Raw genomic sequence first — 16,483 nt, 5'->3', positions numbered from 1 at the left:
GTAAAAAAAGATATCAAAAACCACATATTGGATTAGTGACAACACTCAACTTCCTGTGTTTTATCACTAAAAGCCGGGCTAATATTTGGAATACCCAGATTCATGCCACGCAGGATGAATAAGATGCCCAGCAGGATGATAAAAACGGGTATGGTACGCCGCAATCGGTGTAAAAAGCGACTTTTGATAATATTGGCAAAATACGCCACGGCAAACATCAGCGGCAGTGTACCCAGCCCAAAGGCCACCATAAATAATATACTATCGCTTATCGAAGCCGAGGTAAGGGCTCGTGATATGGCCACATAAACCAGTCCGCAGGGTAGAAATCCATTTAATACACCAATTACCAGCAGGTTGCTTAAGCGTTTGCGATTGAGGGAGGCGCCAATTTTGTTTTTAAGCTTGGTATAGATGGTTGACGACAGCTTATTTCCTGATTTGGGCATCTTAATCACCCCCGGCAATATCACCGACAGGATCATGATCACACCACAGGCGATAGATACCCACTGTTGAATACCGGAAAGCTTAAGTCCGGCCCCTAAAATGCCGAAGATAAGTCCCAAAAGGCCGTAGGTGAAAGCACGGCCAACATTATAAAGTAGCGCTCCTACAACCTTTCGCAGAGCCGTGTTGACAGGCAAAGGCAAGGCCAGGGCTAAAGGGCCACACATACCTACACAATGCAGGCTTCCCAAAAATCCGAAAATAAAACCTTCCAATATGTACATAATGCTTAATCGATATATAAGACTTGCCTGGTGAGATAAGGCTGCCCATTGGCCTGCCATTCTATAATTACTTCGTACTTACCCTTTTTAAAGGCTTCAAGCGGCAAAAGCATGCGATAAGCCTCGTTGAGCTTCACAGGCATTTCAATGTCCAGGCTCTTATCCGATGGACGGTATAAATGCACACTCCCTTTGATATCATCTGCATCGGCGATATTATCAGGAAAGGTGATCAGCACGCCACCCTTCTGCTCTACTGTCACCTTTTTCGCCAAGGCCTTGTAATTTTTTATCTTGCTTATCTGATCTTCATATTTCAACTCCTTCGGGTAGTAGTCGTCTGTTACCATATCAATGCGCTGGCGTGTCGTGATAAACATCAGGCTAAGTAACCCCAGCACTCCAGCCACAATAACGACTACAATTCCATGTCCCCAGTTAAATTTCATGGTCTGTTCTTTTTAATTACGCTTATTATTGATTCTATTGGGCCCCACAAAGGTGGTATGAATGGTTTCGATCAACTCATTACCATTGTATACCCCCAGTACCACCCCGGTACTGCTACCCTCCAGTTCTTCTTCATGCAATTTAATCAGGAAGGCTCCCTGTATTTTCTCCTGTTTCTTAACCTGCATATTGTTGCCTGCCAACTCTACACTACCCTTGGGTGAAATCAGTCGAATACTCAGGTCTCCTTCGTTATCAGTTTTATTCACAATCTTATAATTATAGATATTGGAATAATGCCCCTCATCGAGCTTCTGGTACAAGGAACCCTGCACGCGAAGTATAGTGGTTTCGTAGCTGGAACGCAGGGTAAAAAGCACAACCAGCACCCCTATAAGTGCCACTGTAAGGCTTGTATACGCGATAATACGGGGCGTCCATTTAAAGGAAGTACCATTGGTAATATTATTCTGCGAGGTGATACGAATGAGTCCCTCGGGCAGTTGATAACGCCGCATAGTACTGTCACAGGCATCCATGCAGGCGGTGCAGTTAATGCACTCCAACTGAATACCATTGCGTATATCAATACCCGCAGGACACACTGCCACACACTTATGACAGTTTACGCAATCACCTTTTCCGGATGCCTGTCGATCCTCACCTTTACGCATGGGTGCCCTTTGCTCGCCGCGTTTAAAATCGTAGGTTACCATCAGGGTGTTGTTATCCAGCAAAGCGCCCTGCAAACGCCCGTAAGGACATACCAAAGAACATACCTGCTCGCGAAAGTAAGCGAAGACGAAGTAAAAAGCCCCCGTAAAAACCATGATGGCAATGAATACACTCAGGTTTTCGCCGGGCGAACCAATAATGTAGTCATGCACTGTATCGGCTCCTACAATATAGGCCAGCATGGTATGTGTTATGGCCCACGATATAATAATAAAAATAAAATGCTTTAAGAAAGAGCGCCATACCCGATCGAAAGTATCTTCTCCTTTGGCACGTATGCGTTGCTGATCACCACTACCCTCTATCCAATATTCGATACGCCGGAATACGATCTCCATAAAAACAGTCTGCGGACAGGTCCACCCGCACCAGATACGCCCATACACCACCGTAAAGGTAACGATGGAGATAATGATGGTGATAAGCCCTATGACAAAGAGGTGAAAATCCTGCGGCCAGAAGACCACACCGAAGAGTACAAACTTACGCTCCAGGATGTTAAAGAGCAGTAAAGGCTCACCATTGGCCACGCGTATATGCGGTGCAGCAAACAGAAAAACCAGCAATACGAGCCCCACAATCGTACGCGCCGTATAGTACTTACCCTTGGGCTGATTGGCGTACACCCAATTGCGCCGCCCCTCCTGGTTCATAGTGACAATGCGATCGCGAAAGTCTTTATCTGGGTGGTTCGTCATTTTATTTTGGGTTGGAGAGTTGAGAAATTGGTTAATTGATAAACTGATGAATTGGTAAGCTGGAGAATCGATGAACTGATTAAATAGCAACTATTGATTTGTGGAACGAATTTATCTTATTAGCCAGTTCGTCAATTTTACGTCGATAATCAAGAATCTCCTGTTCGGCGATAAAAGATAGATCATTTGCTAATATTAGCTGATTAAGTACTTCCGTGAGACTTGAATAACTTATCTCGATGAATCTGGCTCTGTCTTTCGATGATGAACGGCTATTACCTTCGGCAATATTTGAAGAGATAGAAACAGAAGCTCGCCTCAACTGATTTGTTAAACCATATCTTTCGCTCTCCGGAAAAGAATGCGTAGTGACATAAATATCTTTAACAAGTCTCCGTGCCAATTGCCAAACCTCCAATTTCTCAAAACCATAAGTATACATACATCATTTTTTTGCAGGTTTATCCTTTAACCAGTTTTTCAGTTCACCGCTTTTTCGATTTATCATTCGGGGATGTACTTCTCCCCTTCCGGATCCTTAGGGTTGGGCGGATTAGTGCCGACCAAGGTGGTTAAGTAACTGGCTACCTGATGAATCTGCTTATCTGACAACTGGCCTTTCCATGCTATCATACCTTTTTCCACCACTCCGTTGTTAATAATTCGTACAATATCCTCAAAGCTGCCCCCATGTATCCAGTACTCATCGGTGAGATTAGGCCCTACAAGTCCTTGCCCCTCAGCCAGGTGGCACACGGCGCAGTTAGTCTTATAAATCTTGGCTCCTTTATCCAGTCCGGCAGCATCGGCCAGGGGCACCGTAAAGTCAATGTCCTCCATAGCAATTGTGATGCCTCCTTCACTAGCTTCTTCTTCAACTGGATTGGCAGCCAGCATCTCCTTCTCGTATTCTTCAATCTGCAAATCGCCATCCCCATAAAAATGGTACTTGGCCAGATAAACATAACCAAACAATATTGAAAATATAAAAATGAAGGTGAGCCACCAAGGCGGATTATTGGCTAGCTCACGAATCCCGTCGAACTCATGATGCGGCACAAATTTATCGTTGGTTAAGGGATCTATTTCAGGTGTATCCTGCTGTTTTTTATTTATATCCATAAAAGAAAGTCTGTGGGTTATACCTCATGATTATCAATTAAGGGCGGAAGCTCATCTGCCTTATCAGTTGCATAATTGGCCACCTCATCAATGTACTCCTTTTTCATACGAATGACCATCACTGTCACCACTATAAAAAAGGTGAAGAAGATAAAGAAGGAGATGATGGGATAGATCTCCACCCCCGCTATGGACTCCAAATAATGTCTTACCAGTTTCATCGCTATCGTTTTTTAATCGCCCCATATCCCGCCAAAACAGGATAAGAGATACTATTATTGTTCATTCTCTACGGGTGCCGTTTTATATATGTCGGTACCCAGGCGCTGCAGGTAGGCAATTAAGGCAATGATTTCCTTATCACGGGTTGTTTCGATGCCAGCAGCCTGTAATCCGTTCACTATCTTATCAGCCTGCTGATAATAGGCCTCTACAGCCTCTTCATCATAACCTTCGGGATAAGGTACCCCCAGCGTTTGCATGGCGCGTATCTTGGCAGGCAGTACCGAAAGGTCTATATCATCATCAATCAGCCAGGGATATTTAGGCATAATGGAATTTTCATTCAGCTTTTGCGGATCCAGCATATGATTATAATGCCAGGCATCAGGCTTATAGATCTTACCCGTCATCACCCCTTCGCGCGCCAGATCGGGACCTGTTCGTTTGGAACCCCACTGGAAAGGATGATCATAAACAAACTCGCCAGCTTTGGAGTATTCTCCGTAACGCTCGGTCTCAGACCGGAATGGCCTTACCATCTGCGAGTGACAATTATAGCAACCCTCGCGCACATAAATATCGCGTCCCTCCAGCTCTAAAGGTGTGTAGGGCTTAACACTACTAATGGTAGGCACATTGGTTTTAATCAAGAAGGTTGGTATCAGCTCTACAAAGGTACCGATGAGTACTGTAATAAGCGAAATTATAATGAATTGCACCGGTTTACGCTCCAGCCATCCATGGGGTTTCTCACCTTTACTCCCTTTGGTAATATCTTCAACAACAGCCGTTGCTTCTTCGTTGGCTGCCATTTTGCCACCCGCCGCTGTCTTCCAAAGATTAAAACCCATCAGCACTGCACCCAACAGATAAATTAATCCACCAAAGGCACGCATATAATACATGGGACGTATTTGAGTTACCGTTTCCAAAAAGTTAGGATATGCCAATAAGCCCTCCTCGGTAAATTCTTTCCACATCAGACTCTGCGTAAGGCCTGCCCAGTACATGGGTATGGCATAGAAAAGAATACCCAGCGTTCCGATCCAGAAATGTGCGTTGGCCAGCTTCTCGGAGTAAAGCTTGGTTTTGAATAATTGGGGTACCAGCCAGTAAAGCATTCCAAATGTAAGGAAGCCATTCCAACCCAAGGTGCCCACATGCACATGAGCCACGGTCCAGTCGGTGAAGTGACTGATGGCATTCACATTTTTAAGCGATAACATGGGTCCTTCAAAGGTTGCCATTCCATAGGCCGTAACCGCCACCACCAAAAATTTCAGCGTAGCACTTTCGCGCACCTTGTCCCAGGCCCCTCTCAATGTTAAGAGACCGTTGAGCATACCCCCCCATGAGGGTGCCAACAGCATCAGCGAGAATACCGTACCCAGCGACTGCGCCCATTCGGGCAATGCCGTATACAGAAGGTGATGAGGCCCTGCCCAGATATAGATAAAAAGGAAAGACCAAAAGTGAACAATGGATAATCTGTAGGAATACACCGGACGGTTGGAGGCCTTGGGGATGTAGTAGTACATAAGCCCCAAATAGGGCGTGGTGAGGAAGAAGGCCACGGCATTGTGGCCATACCACCACTGCACCAAAGCATCCTGCACACCGGCATACCACGAGTAACTCTTCATAAAAGTAACGGGCAGCTCCACCGAATTAACAACATGCAATAATGTAACCGTGATGAAAGTAGCAAGGTAAAACCAAATGGCCACATACAAGTGCTTCACCCTCCTTTTGATAATGGTGCCAAACATGTTCCATCCAAACATGAGCCATACCACGGCAATAAGTATATCAATGGGCCATTCCAGCTCTGCATATTCCTTACCGGTGGTAAAGCCCAGGGCGAGGCTAAGGGCACCTAACACTATTATAAGTTGCCACAGCCAGAAATGTACGTAACTGAGTAAATCACTGTACATTCGTGTTTTCAGCAGGCGCTGCATGGAATGATAAACGGCCGTAAAAATACCATTACCTACAAAGGCAAAAATAGCGGCATTGGTGTGTATCGGACGTAACCTACCAAATGTGGTGTACTCCAGCTCGAAGTTAAAAATTGGCATGGCCATCTGCAGGGCGGCTAACACCCCGGCAGCCATGCCTATTAATCCCCACGTGACGGTGGCATACATAAAATATTTGACAATCCTGTTGTCGTAGTAGAAGGTCTCTTGCTTCATCTGTTCTACATTTTACAATCATCAGCAAAGCATTAGTCAGGCCTTGGTCTGCTCATCCACCTTACTGTTATTGTGAATTTTATTATCTGTCTTTTTTTTCTCGTCCTGCCGGTCAAATAATATGCGAACCGATGGTGCGTAATCATCATCGTACTGCCCCGACTTAACAGCCCACACAAACAGGCCTAAAAAAATAAGGGCCACACACAAGCTGGCTACAACAAGTAATATGATTATCTCCATGTCCACAGATGCTTTACGAACAAATGTAATAACAATTTAAGATTTTAAGATCTTATTTGTTATTTTGATTCTACCTTGTTCGGTCGCCTTATAGACAATCAGCGCAATATGATTGTTTAACACTTTTTAGTTTTTTTAGTCAATACTTGTATTCGTTGCGCATTTCTTATCATCATCTGCCTAATAAATAGATTTTGATCATACACTATTAATATAGGACTGATATCTCCCTTTAACACTCTTGAAAACCTTAGAGTCTTCGTCGCCTGCCGGCCAGCATAACACTTACGCTGGTAAACACCACTACCGACACACTGCTGAGCGGCATAAGAACAGCTGCAAAGAGCGGACTTAAATGACCTGTAACGGCAAAGGACAAACCCACCACATTATAAAGGAAGGAAATAACAATAGAAGCGTATACAATCTTTAAGGCTGCTTTGGAGAAGTTTATAAAACGCGGCAAATCCTTTAAGGCATCAGCACTAATTATCGCGTCGCTGGATGGCGAAAACTGATGTACATCATCGGCCACAGCAATACCTACCTGAGCTTCTTTTAGGGCACCCACATCGTTCAATCCATCCCCCAGCATCATCACCACCCTACCATTCTTTTTTAATGCAGCCACATAATCCTGCTTATCTTTCGGACTCTGGAAGAAACGGATATTCTCCCTGGACCGGACAATCTCGCTCAAAGCCATCATCTCCGCATCGTTATCGCCCGACAGTATATGCACATCGCTATGCTGCTGCACGCTGGCTAACATATTTTGCCAGTCAGGACGATAATAATTTTTGATAGTGTAATAACCGGGCAGTTCATCGTCGATGCGCACATACACGCGTGCCGAACGCTTATCGTCAGCCTCAGCGGCTCCCACATAAGTTGCTGAACCCAGTTTGACATGCCGGTTCATGATATGCCCCTCAACACCATCACCCTCTGCTTCCGCAAAGTCAAAAACCTCAAAAATATCATCAGCTTCCAAGTGCCTGTACAGGGCACGACTCAAGGGGTGACGCGACTGATGTGCCAATGATTTAATGAGCGATCGGGTATAACGATCGGTTTTATCCCCCTCAAAAAGCACATCGAAATGCTCGGGATCGGTCAAAGTACCCGTCTTATCAAACACAATGGTATCCACCCTTGTTAGCTGTTCAATAAGGGAGCTTAGCTTCAGGTAAAGATGATTTTTGCCCATAATGCGCCCCGCATGCCCAAAGGCAAAAGGCACTGAAAGCGCCAATGCACAAGGACAGGCAATGATAAGCACAGCCGTAAAAGCCAGTACGGCCTTACTGCCATCGTGCCAGGCCCAGTAAAGCCCCGTTAGCGTGCTAATAATGAGGATGGCCAAGGTAAAATACTTACTTACCACATTGAGGGTATGCGATATCATGGATTCCTTCTCGCCGGCTTCACTACGCTCCTTCCACAGTTCAGCCAGATAGCCGGTCTCCACCTTTTTCTCCACGGCCAGCATCAGGGCGTTACCAATAACACGACCTCCTGCATATATCAACTCTTCCTTTTCTTTACGCACCGGCACCGACTCACCAGTGATGAAACTGTAGTCGATGGCTGCCCCGGACGAAAGCAATCGCGCATCGGCCGGTATTATCTCCCCATTGCGCACCTGTATCACATCACCAGGCTCCAAATCGGCAATGGGTACAATGGATTCACTCTTATCATCAATGCGTGTGATGCCCAGCGGAAAATAAGCACTATAGTCGTTGTCGAAGCTCAAGGCCTCATACGTCTTGGCCTGATACCACTTACCGATCAGAAGGAAAAAGATCAGTCCCGTAAGTGAATCAAGGTAGCCCGAACCACTATTGGTGATGATCTCGAAAACACTGCGTGTAAATATGGCGATGATGCCCAACGCAATGGGCATGTCAATGGATACAATGCCCCGCCTTATATTTTTCCATGCCGTAATAAAATATTCATTACCCGAATACAACATGGAAGGCACCGACAACATTACACTAATCCACTTAAACCAGGCGATGATACCCGGATTAAGGGCAATATCGGCCGACAAATAATCGGGAAAGCTCAGCAGCATGACATTACCAAAGATAAAACCGGCTACCCCCAACTTAATCACCAAGCGCTTGCTGCGGGCCACACTCTTCTTCTGCGCCTCAGTCTTAATATGCGGTTTGTAATTGATGGAGGCCAGCAAAGCCATTAGCTCACTCAGCTTCAGTTCTGTCTCATTAAAGGTGATGGCCGCCTCGCGCCGGTTAAAATTAACCGATGACGCGATAACGCCCTTATGTAAACGATGTAGATTCTCAATGAGCCAAATACAGGAACTGCAATGAATAGCCGGTATATAAAGCTTAATACGGGCCAGCGATCCATCATAGAAATCCAACACCGAACGTTTTATATCCTCCTGATCAAGGTAGTCGTAGTACTCTGCACTGGCTTTGTTATCGCGTATACCGGGTGCCTGAGCTATATCGTAATAAGTACCCATATCATTGGCCTTCAGGATATCGTACACCATCACACAGCCTTCGCAACAAAAGTCTCTATCGTCGTGCCGCACCCACGATTGTGAGGGACTGCCGCAATGGTAGCAGGTTTTAGCCATAGTAAGAACGCTTAATGTGTGGCTATATAAAAAATAAAGGGAATGAATTGTTTTATAAACACGGCATCGCATTGACCCGGCGACTAGTAGCCAGTTTGAAAAGTTCCACCGTACACCTACTGCTTAAACACAGAGGCAGAATTGAATAGGTAAGGCATACAACTTGGCGATAACTTTTCCAAAGTTTAAAACTTTGGAAAAGTTAGATATATCAAAAAACGAAACTCCCACCGAGGCGGGAGTATAGGATCAATTTCCTTCGGCATATAGCCTTATTGTGATAAGAATCTAATAAGCATTTTTAAAATTCTTAGTTTCAAATATAGGAATAGTTAATTAACATACAAAATTTATCACATCTTTTTATTGTGACATAGAAGAATCTCTCTCCCTTTATTAAAAAGCTTACTGTAAGCCTATAAACTACAAATACATAATTTGCTCAACGATAAATTTTAACTAATTTTAAAAACATATATATGAAAAGCAGAAATAAACCCTGAAACAGAATAATTCCCTAACTTATGAGCAAGATATTAGGACTTGACCTAGGCACCAACAGCATTGGCTGGGCAATCATTGACGCAACATTCGAAAATAGTAAAGGAAAACATCGCGTCAGACATTACAATCAAATTGATGATTGTGGTGTTAGAATCTTCCCTGCCGCTGTAAGCGACATTGGTAAAGGTGAAAGCGAAAAATCCAACAATGCTACACGAACTGAAAACCGTCAGAAGCGCCGCCATTTTTATCGCAAACGCCTTCGTAAAATAAAACTCCTACAAGTTCTAATTGATCAAGGTATGTGCCCGTTGAGCCATGAGGAATTAAACACCTGGAAGAATTGGGATCGTAAATTAAAATCAGAGAGTAAAAAATTTCCTGATACTGATGAATTTAAGGAATGGATAAGACTCAATCCATATAAACTTCGTAGCAAAGCGCTTACCGAACCAATTAGCTTGCACGAGCTAGGAAGGATCTTCTATCACATTATTCAACGAAGAGGCTTTCTGAGTTCAAGAAAAGGAAGTGATGATCCAAAAACATTATTTGAAAAAGGCAAGCCTGATGAAAACATCCTACCGGTTAATGCAACAAAGGAAAAAGCCAAAAAATCCAGCCTAGGTGATTACCTACATTCTTTAATCCCACAAGAAGGCACACCATATAAGTCGATAACTGATGACAACGGACAATGCATACGAGCCAGAGGCAGATACACGACACGCGATATGTATATTGCAGAATTTGAAGCCATCTGGAACCAACAAGCCGGACACCTCCAGTTGGATAAACGTAATGCTGAATTTAAAAGAACCAGGGAATTAAAAGGTTCACCATCTAGCAAGCGAAACCAAAACAAATTAAAACACCTTAAAGAAATTTATGGTTCTGACAGTGTCGTTATCGGTCCAGAGAAGGATGGGCATATAACCAAGGTAACTACCAAGTCATACATTCCCTTAAAAACGTTTCTGGCAGGTAACATACAAGAAGTTACTTTGGAAGACGGAGAAAAAACACTTCAGTTTAAAAGTAATGAAAGTGTGCTTTTCTGGCAACGACCTTTACGTTCGCAAAAAAGTTTCCTAGCCAATTGCCGATTAGAAGATCAACTACCAGTTATTAATAATGAAGGTAATTTTGTGCATGACAAGAATGGTAAGCAAATCAAGCGAAGCAAAAAGCCTTGCCCGCTTTCTCACCCTGAATTTGAATTATTCCGCGCCTATCAATTTATAAACAATATCCGTTACGGAAAAAAACAGGCTCTAACAGATGAGCAGAGACACCAGGTACTGCAACTAATAAATAAGAAAGATAAAAACTTCAATTTTTCCGAAATACCGAAACTCCTAAAACTCACCTACGAAAAATTCAACTACGAAGATGATTTTAAAGTAGCTGGGAACACCACTTTTAAATTCTTAAAACCACTCTTTAAAGCTGAGGTTTGGGAGAAACATATGCTTGATATTTGGCATTGTTTCTATTTCTACGAGGATAACGATAAACTTTACCAAAAGCTTAAGAAAGACTATAACTGCGCCAAAAGTCTTGATATAATAAAAAAAATAAAGCTTAAAGATGGGTACAGCAATATCTCCTTAAAAGCCATTAGAAACATTCAACATTTTCTGAATATGGGCTTGCAGTTTGATCGCGCCGTAATTTTGGGTGGCGTAAAAAATGCCTTTGGACAACGTTATGCCCATTTTGAAGAATCGGAACAAGAACTTAAAAGAGACATTCTAAATATCCTCAAGGAAGAAAACAAGGAAGGTGAAGCCATTGCAAAAATAAAAGATTACTTATCAAACCCTGATAATCACTATGGTTTCGTAAAAGACGACCCGCACTTTTTCCACCTCTATCATCACAGCCAGGAGGTTGAAGTTAAGGATGAACTGGTTTTATGGGTACCGGAGCTTGAAAACCTTCGTAATCCTATAGTTCAACAAGCTCTGCACGAGACGCGACGCCTGGTAAATGCACTTTTAGTAAAATACAGGAAAGAACTTGGTGAAGATTTTGAATTTGCTCAGATTAAAATTGAAATGGGCAGGGATTTAAGAAATAACAAATCACAACGTGAAAAAATCACAAAGAACATATCCACCAACGAAGCTAAAAACAACGAAGCCCGTGAGCGTTTAGCCGAATATGGATTACGACCTTCCAGAAACAACATTCAGAAATACCTAATGTATAAAGAGATTGTAGACAGAAGCGGTAAATGCAGTTGTCCATATACCGGCAAAACTATCTCCATGAATGACCTTCTGGGCAGAGCAAACACCATTCAAATTGAACACATCATTCCATACAGCATTTCGCTGGAGGATAGTTTTGGAAATAAAACACTTTGCGAAGCACATTTTAATAATGATAAAGGAGAAAAAACGCCTTATGAATATTACACGGAGAATCCGGACCCAAAAATATGGGGAGCCAATAGCTGGGATGAAATTGCCGCTAGGGCATTTCGAACTTTACCATACCCTAAGGCCAAACGTTTCACATCGAAAAAGAAATTTGAGAAAGAAACCTTTATTGAACGTCAATTAAACGACAGCCGCTACATCGCAAAAAAAGCAGTGGAGCTATTATCTCATATTTGTCATGATGTGCGTGTAATGCCAGGTCAGTTAACAGCTGAACTCCGTCATCTTTGGGGATTAAATTCCATATTACAACCCACACAAAACATCGGCAATCACACGTTCGAGTTAGACGATGATAAACCAGTTCCTTATTTAGCAGTTACCAACGAGGCAGGAGAAACTGTTGCCATACATAAAAAATTCAATGACCGGCCTCATACAAACGATGACGAATTACTTCTATCAGGCTACGTAACTAAAAACAAATTTGACTCGAAATCTTTCAAAATTGATTTTAAAGACCTGAATATTAAAGACGGACATTATTGGGCAAAGCTACAGGTAAACAGTTCGCTCAAGCTAATGCCACAATTTACCGATAAACCAGAAAGCAATGAGCAAAACATTGTGCTGCGAGGCAAAGTGGAGAAAGGGGTGTTTAAAAACGACACTTCAGGTAATTATAAAACACCGGAGATAGAAGACGGAACCTATTGGGCTAAGTTTGAGATAACAAACACATATTTTAAAGCACCCGAAAAGAACAAACTACCCAAAGCCAAGCGTAACCAGCTAATGTTGTTTGGTACTGTTCACAACTGCCAGTTCAGTTGCTACATTTACAATTGCCAAACCAATTTGCCCGACGGAAAGTACTGGTTAATTGTTGATGTTTCGCCTGACAACATAGAGTTTATTAAAGCAATCAATCCGCGACCTCAAGCACACAACAATGAAGTGTGTATCTCTGCCACTGTAGATGAATCTGGCTTTATGGTAGCCGATTGCGATCCTCAATACAAACACAAAACAGAGAAGCAACCCGGAAAATACTATGCTACTTTAAGCATTGAATCAAAACCAGATGAATTGCATCCCATTGAAAAAGAATTACCCAAAATAGAGAAAGGCCAAAAACTGATAGAAGGATCTATTTGGGTAGATAAGTATACGGGTGAAATAAAATTCGATCCGAAGAAAAATCGTGATGATCACCGTCATCATGCAATCGATGCCATTACCATCGCCTTAACAGAACAAAGCTATCTACAACGCTTAAGTACAGAAAATGCGAAACGTAAGGATAAACAACGAGGCAAGGAAAACAGTACTGAAAAATTCCCAGAGCCATGGGTAGGTTTTAATAAAGATGGGCAAGAAAAAGCTGCTGGCATACTTGTTTCAATAAAGCAAAATAATAAAACACTCACTAAAAATAAGAAAGGCTTTAGCGTACGAGGGCAGTTACACAAGGAAAATATATTTGGTTTGAGACAAAGCCCTAATAAAGAAAAAGCTTTCCATCGCAGGACAAAAGTTACCGAATTAAAAAACAACAAACATGTTGCTAAAATTGCAGATACTACCATTAAGAATATCATCGAGAACTTTTTAAAAGCAAAACACGGTATCAATACCGATAATCCCAAAGGATATTCAATACCAAAAGATGCATTTGTCAGTAACGGTCAGTGGCAATTGTTGCTACCCAATAAAAAAGGTGGAGACAACGTACCCATAAAAAAAGTTAGAATTCGCGAAATTCTCGGAAATACTAACCACTTAAAAGGCCATTTAAATCAACACGTAAATCCCCGGAACAATCACCATGTATTGCTTTATAAAGATACCAAAGGTAATCTCAAGGAAGAAGCAGTGCAATTCTGGACAGTTGTTGAGCGTAAACGGCAAAATATGCCAAACTACATGTTACCCGAGGATGGCGCTAAAATTGTCACAACCATAGAAACAAATGATATATTTCTTCTGGGCCTGAGTGATGATGAATTCCATTCAAACAGAGACACCTATAGCTTTCTAAGTAAAAACCTGTACCGCGTTCAAAAAATTTCATCAATGGACTACACTTTTAGACATCATTTGGCATCAACCATTGCAAATAATGATGAAGAATGGCGAATACAAAGTTTCAAAGCCTGGGAGGAAGCAAATCCTATTAAGGTAAAATTGTCCCCTCTTGGCAAACTAGAACGTCTAAAATAACCTCTTCCACCTTTTCCAAAGTTTTTTTAACTTTGGAAAAGGTTTTCATTTGGACACGGCTCTATACCAAGCGTATACAACTCCATTTTTAAACCAAATATGGATTAACATGAACCCGGATACGCCACCATCGCCTCATACAGCGATTGATGCAGGATACCCACCTAACCCCCACAGCAAAAGTGATATACTGAGGTAATTACCTAACAAATACTAACCTATAGCAACTCATTTTTACCTTTTCCAAAGTTCAGAACTTTGGAAAAGGTATCGGCAACTAAGACAGTAAAAAATGCCATGATACCTTTTGAAGCCCATCGTTTTTACCACATATACAACCGTGCCAATGGCTCCGAAATACTCTTTAAAGAAGAGCGAAACTTCTATTTTTTCATGCAGAAATACAAACAACACATTCACCCCCAAGTCAGTACCCTCGCCTATTGTCTAATGCCAAATCATTTCCATTTATTGATTTCAACCGGTGATCATAAACAAGCCCAAGGTTTATCGAAATCATTTTCGAATATGTTTAGTGCCTACACCCAATCGTACAATAAAGTTTATAAACGCACAGGCAGCCTTTTTCAGAAAAACTTTAAAAGAAAACGAGTCGACTCTGAATTATACTTGAAGAAACTTATTAACTACATTCATTTTAATCCGGTAATCCATGGTTTTACAAATGCTCCCGGCCAATGGAAATACTCATCATACAATGCCATATTAAAACAGCATAATACCGCCATCAACTGCGCACTGGTAATTGAACTGTTTGATGACATTAATAATTTCAGATATATGCATCAACACCCCATGGACTTTTCATTCGATTATTAACGAGCACGGCTTTTCATCTTTTCTAAAGTTTAAAACTTTGGAAAAGGTTGAACACCCTCCATCTACCTTTTATCGCTGTTTTTCAGTATTTTATCAAAACAAAGCAACCTATCAGATACATGGATCGCATAAGGAGGTAGGACCAAAAACTTTCTATCATGCTCAAACGAACCCTATTCTTTTCCAACCCTGCCTACCTGTCGATACAACACAATCAGCTTGTGGTTAACCTTACTGATAAGGAGACTACACGCACGGTGCCCATCGAAGATATTGGAATGGTTATTTTAGAGCATCCGCAGATAACGATAACTATGCCTGCCCTTCAACAACTTAATGCCCATAATGTAGCGGTTGTATGTTGCGACGAAAAACACCTACCATCAGCTATGCTTCTCAACCTCGATAGCCACCACCTGCAGAACGAACTTTTCCGTAATCAGATCAATAGTACGCTACCACTTAAAAAACAACTATGGCAACAAACCGTTATTGCCAAAATAAGAAACCAGGCCTCCTTACTAAAATCAAAGGGCATTGATAGCGGTCCTCTGGCCTCCCTGGCAAGTTCAGTTAAAAGCAACGATAGCACCATGCGCGAGGGTATAGCTGCCCGGGAATATTGGAGCCGTTTGTTTGGATCTGATTTTATTCGCGATCGTTATGGCGATGCTCCTAATGCCTTCTTAAATTACGGCTACATCGTATTGCGATCCGCTGTAGCACGCGCTTTGGTTGGCTCCGGATTACTTCCCACCTTGGGCATCCACCATCACAACCGTTATAATGCCTACTGCCTGGCCGATGATATCATGGAGCCCTACCGCCCTTATGTAGATGATGTAGTGTATGGGTTATGGCGGTCGGGCACACAGGAATTGATTCTCGAAAAACAAACAAAAGCCCAGCTGCTAAAAACGCTCAGCTGCGATGTACAAATTGGAAAACTTAAGCGTCCACTAATGGTTGCCTTATCCATTACCACCGCCTCGATGGCGCGCTGCTTTAATGGTGAAGAAAAGAAAATCTCCTATCCCAATTTCTGATACCTTTTCCAAAGTTTTGAACTTTGGAAAAGGTTACATCCTTACAATCATGCAACACACCCGACTAAACGCCTATAAAATTATGTGGCTCTTTGTATTTTTTGATTTACCGGTAGGCACAAAAAAACAGCGAAAATTAGCTACGCGCTTTCGTAAAGACCTAATAAAAGATGGCTTTACCATGATGCAATGGAGTGTGTATACCCGCCATTGCGCCAGCCGTGAAAGCGCAGATGTACATGAAAAAAGAGTATTGAACTTCCTTCCCGACAAAGGCCAAATATCTATCTTACGAATAACAGATAAGCAGTACGGAGGAATGGTAAATGTGTGGGGTGCACAAATTATGGCTTCCGAAACTGCTCCGCAACAACTCGAGCTATTTCAGTAATTCCGCTCATAAAAAAGCACCCATGATAATCAGTTGTTTATAACAGTTAGGGAAATTATTTTTTCGGGAA

Annotated in this window: 13 protein-coding genes; 4 read left to right on the top strand and 9 right to left on the bottom strand. The window is 42.3% G+C overall.

Annotated elements, in window-relative coordinates:
- Positions 1 to 32: 32 nt before the first annotated feature.
- The 9 genes from ACRD7A_RS04515 to ACRD7A_RS04475 all read right to left on the bottom strand — a co-directional run bounded on the left by ACRD7A_RS04515 (position 33) and on the right by ACRD7A_RS04475 (position 9,022).
- On the bottom strand, positions 33 to 734 hold the full coding sequence (locus ACRD7A_RS04515; protein ID WP_430809938.1) for a sulfite exporter TauE/SafE family protein: 702 nt from the start codon (positions 732 to 734) through the stop codon (positions 33 to 35).
- 5 nt (positions 735 to 739) lie between these two features.
- Entirely contained in the window at positions 740 to 1,183 is a 444-nt protein-coding gene (locus tag ACRD7A_RS04510; protein ID WP_430809937.1) for a FixH family protein, read from the bottom strand.
- A gap of 12 nt (positions 1,184 to 1,195) precedes the next feature.
- A complete protein-coding gene (gene ccoG, locus ACRD7A_RS04505; protein WP_430809936.1) occupies positions 1,196 to 2,617 on the bottom strand; it encodes a cytochrome c oxidase accessory protein CcoG in 1,422 nt (473 codons plus the stop codon).
- A 79-nt stretch (positions 2,618 to 2,696) separates the two neighbouring features.
- Entirely contained in the window at positions 2,697 to 3,059 is a 363-nt protein-coding gene (locus ACRD7A_RS04500; protein WP_430809935.1) for a four helix bundle protein, read from the bottom strand.
- A gap of 62 nt (positions 3,060 to 3,121) precedes the next feature.
- A complete protein-coding gene (locus tag ACRD7A_RS04495; RefSeq protein ID WP_430809934.1) occupies positions 3,122 to 3,739 on the bottom strand; it encodes a c-type cytochrome in 618 nt (205 codons plus the stop codon).
- A 17-nt stretch (positions 3,740 to 3,756) separates the two neighbouring features.
- Positions 3,757 to 3,960 (bottom strand): hypothetical protein, encoded by a 204-nt coding sequence (locus ACRD7A_RS04490; RefSeq protein ID WP_430809933.1) that lies wholly within the window; start codon positions 3,958 to 3,960, stop codon positions 3,757 to 3,759.
- A gap of 54 nt (positions 3,961 to 4,014) precedes the next feature.
- Positions 4,015 to 6,159 (bottom strand): cytochrome-c oxidase, cbb3-type subunit I, encoded by a 2,145-nt coding sequence (ccoN, locus tag ACRD7A_RS04485; RefSeq protein WP_430809932.1) that lies wholly within the window; start codon positions 6,157 to 6,159, stop codon positions 4,015 to 4,017.
- A gap of 36 nt (positions 6,160 to 6,195) precedes the next feature.
- The gene (ccoS, locus tag ACRD7A_RS04480; protein ID WP_430809931.1) at positions 6,196 to 6,402 is read right to left on the bottom strand and encodes a cbb3-type cytochrome oxidase assembly protein CcoS; all 207 of its coding nucleotides are present in this window, start codon (positions 6,400 to 6,402) and stop codon (positions 6,196 to 6,198) included.
- Between the two features lie 250 nt (positions 6,403 to 6,652).
- A complete protein-coding gene (locus tag ACRD7A_RS04475) occupies positions 6,653 to 9,022 on the bottom strand; it encodes a heavy metal translocating P-type ATPase (RefSeq protein ID WP_430809930.1) in 2,370 nt (789 codons plus the stop codon).
- A gap of 524 nt (positions 9,023 to 9,546) precedes the next feature.
- Between ACRD7A_RS04475 and cas9 the strand changes: the two genes are divergently transcribed.
- The 4 genes from cas9 to cas2 all read left to right on the top strand — a co-directional run bounded on the left by cas9 (position 9,547) and on the right by cas2 (position 16,413).
- Positions 9,547 to 14,136 (top strand): type II CRISPR RNA-guided endonuclease Cas9, encoded by a 4,590-nt coding sequence (gene cas9, locus ACRD7A_RS04470; RefSeq protein WP_430809929.1) that lies wholly within the window; start codon positions 9,547 to 9,549, stop codon positions 14,134 to 14,136.
- A 258-nt stretch (positions 14,137 to 14,394) separates the two neighbouring features.
- A complete protein-coding gene (locus ACRD7A_RS04465; RefSeq protein ID WP_430809928.1) occupies positions 14,395 to 14,976 on the top strand; it encodes a transposase in 582 nt (193 codons plus the stop codon).
- A 158-nt stretch (positions 14,977 to 15,134) separates the two neighbouring features.
- On the top strand, positions 15,135 to 16,022 hold the full coding sequence (cas1, locus tag ACRD7A_RS04460) for a type II CRISPR-associated endonuclease Cas1 (protein ID WP_430809927.1): 888 nt from the start codon (positions 15,135 to 15,137) through the stop codon (positions 16,020 to 16,022).
- Positions 15,985 to 16,413, top strand: a complete 429-nt coding sequence (cas2, locus tag ACRD7A_RS04455) for a CRISPR-associated endonuclease Cas2 (protein ID WP_430809926.1) — start codon at positions 15,985 to 15,987, stop codon at positions 16,411 to 16,413. The genes cas1 and cas2 overlap by 38 nt, the downstream gene beginning before the upstream one ends.
- The last annotated feature ends 70 nt before the right edge of the window (positions 16,414 to 16,483 follow it).

Source organism: Carboxylicivirga longa (assembly GCF_050589825.1).
In the GTDB taxonomy this organism is placed as follows: Bacteria; Bacteroidota; Bacteroidia; order Bacteroidales; family Marinilabiliaceae; genus Carboxylicivirga; species Carboxylicivirga longa.
The sequence above is the reverse complement of the archived record's forward strand: the minus strand, read 5'-3'. Positions and strand labels throughout refer to the sequence as shown.

Bases quoted from the DNA above. Each gene is read 5' to 3' on its own strand.
- ACRD7A_RS04515 (WP_430809938.1), bottom strand. From the start codon at position 734: ATGTACATATTGGAAGGTTTTATTTTCGGATTTTTGGGAAGCCTGCAT.
- ACRD7A_RS04510 (WP_430809937.1), bottom strand. From the start codon at position 1,183: ATGAAATTTAACTGGGGACATGGAATTGTAGTCGTTATTGTGGCTGGA.
- ccoG (WP_430809936.1), bottom strand. From the start codon at position 2,617: ATGACGAACCACCCAGATAAAGACTTTCGCGATCGCATTGTCACTATG.
- ACRD7A_RS04500 (WP_430809935.1), bottom strand. From the start codon at position 3,059: ATGTATACTTATGGTTTTGAGAAATTGGAGGTTTGGCAATTGGCACGG.
- ACRD7A_RS04495 (WP_430809934.1), bottom strand. From the start codon at position 3,739: ATGGATATAAATAAAAAACAGCAGGATACACCTGAAATAGATCCCTTA.
- ACRD7A_RS04490 (WP_430809933.1), bottom strand. From the start codon at position 3,960: ATGAAACTGGTAAGACATTATTTGGAGTCCATAGCGGGGGTGGAGATC.
- ccoN (WP_430809932.1), bottom strand. From the start codon at position 6,159: ATGAAGCAAGAGACCTTCTACTACGACAACAGGATTGTCAAATATTTT.
- ccoS (WP_430809931.1), bottom strand. From the start codon at position 6,402: ATGGAGATAATCATATTACTTGTTGTAGCCAGCTTGTGTGTGGCCCTT.
- ACRD7A_RS04475 (WP_430809930.1), bottom strand. From the start codon at position 9,022: ATGGCTAAAACCTGCTACCATTGCGGCAGTCCCTCACAATCGTGGGTG.
- cas9 (WP_430809929.1), top strand. From the start codon at position 9,547: ATGAGCAAGATATTAGGACTTGACCTAGGCACCAACAGCATTGGCTGG.
- cas1 (WP_430809927.1), top strand. From the start codon at position 15,135: ATGCTCAAACGAACCCTATTCTTTTCCAACCCTGCCTACCTGTCGATA.
- cas2 (WP_430809926.1), top strand. From the start codon at position 15,985: ATGGTGAAGAAAAGAAAATCTCCTATCCCAATTTCTGATACCTTTTCC.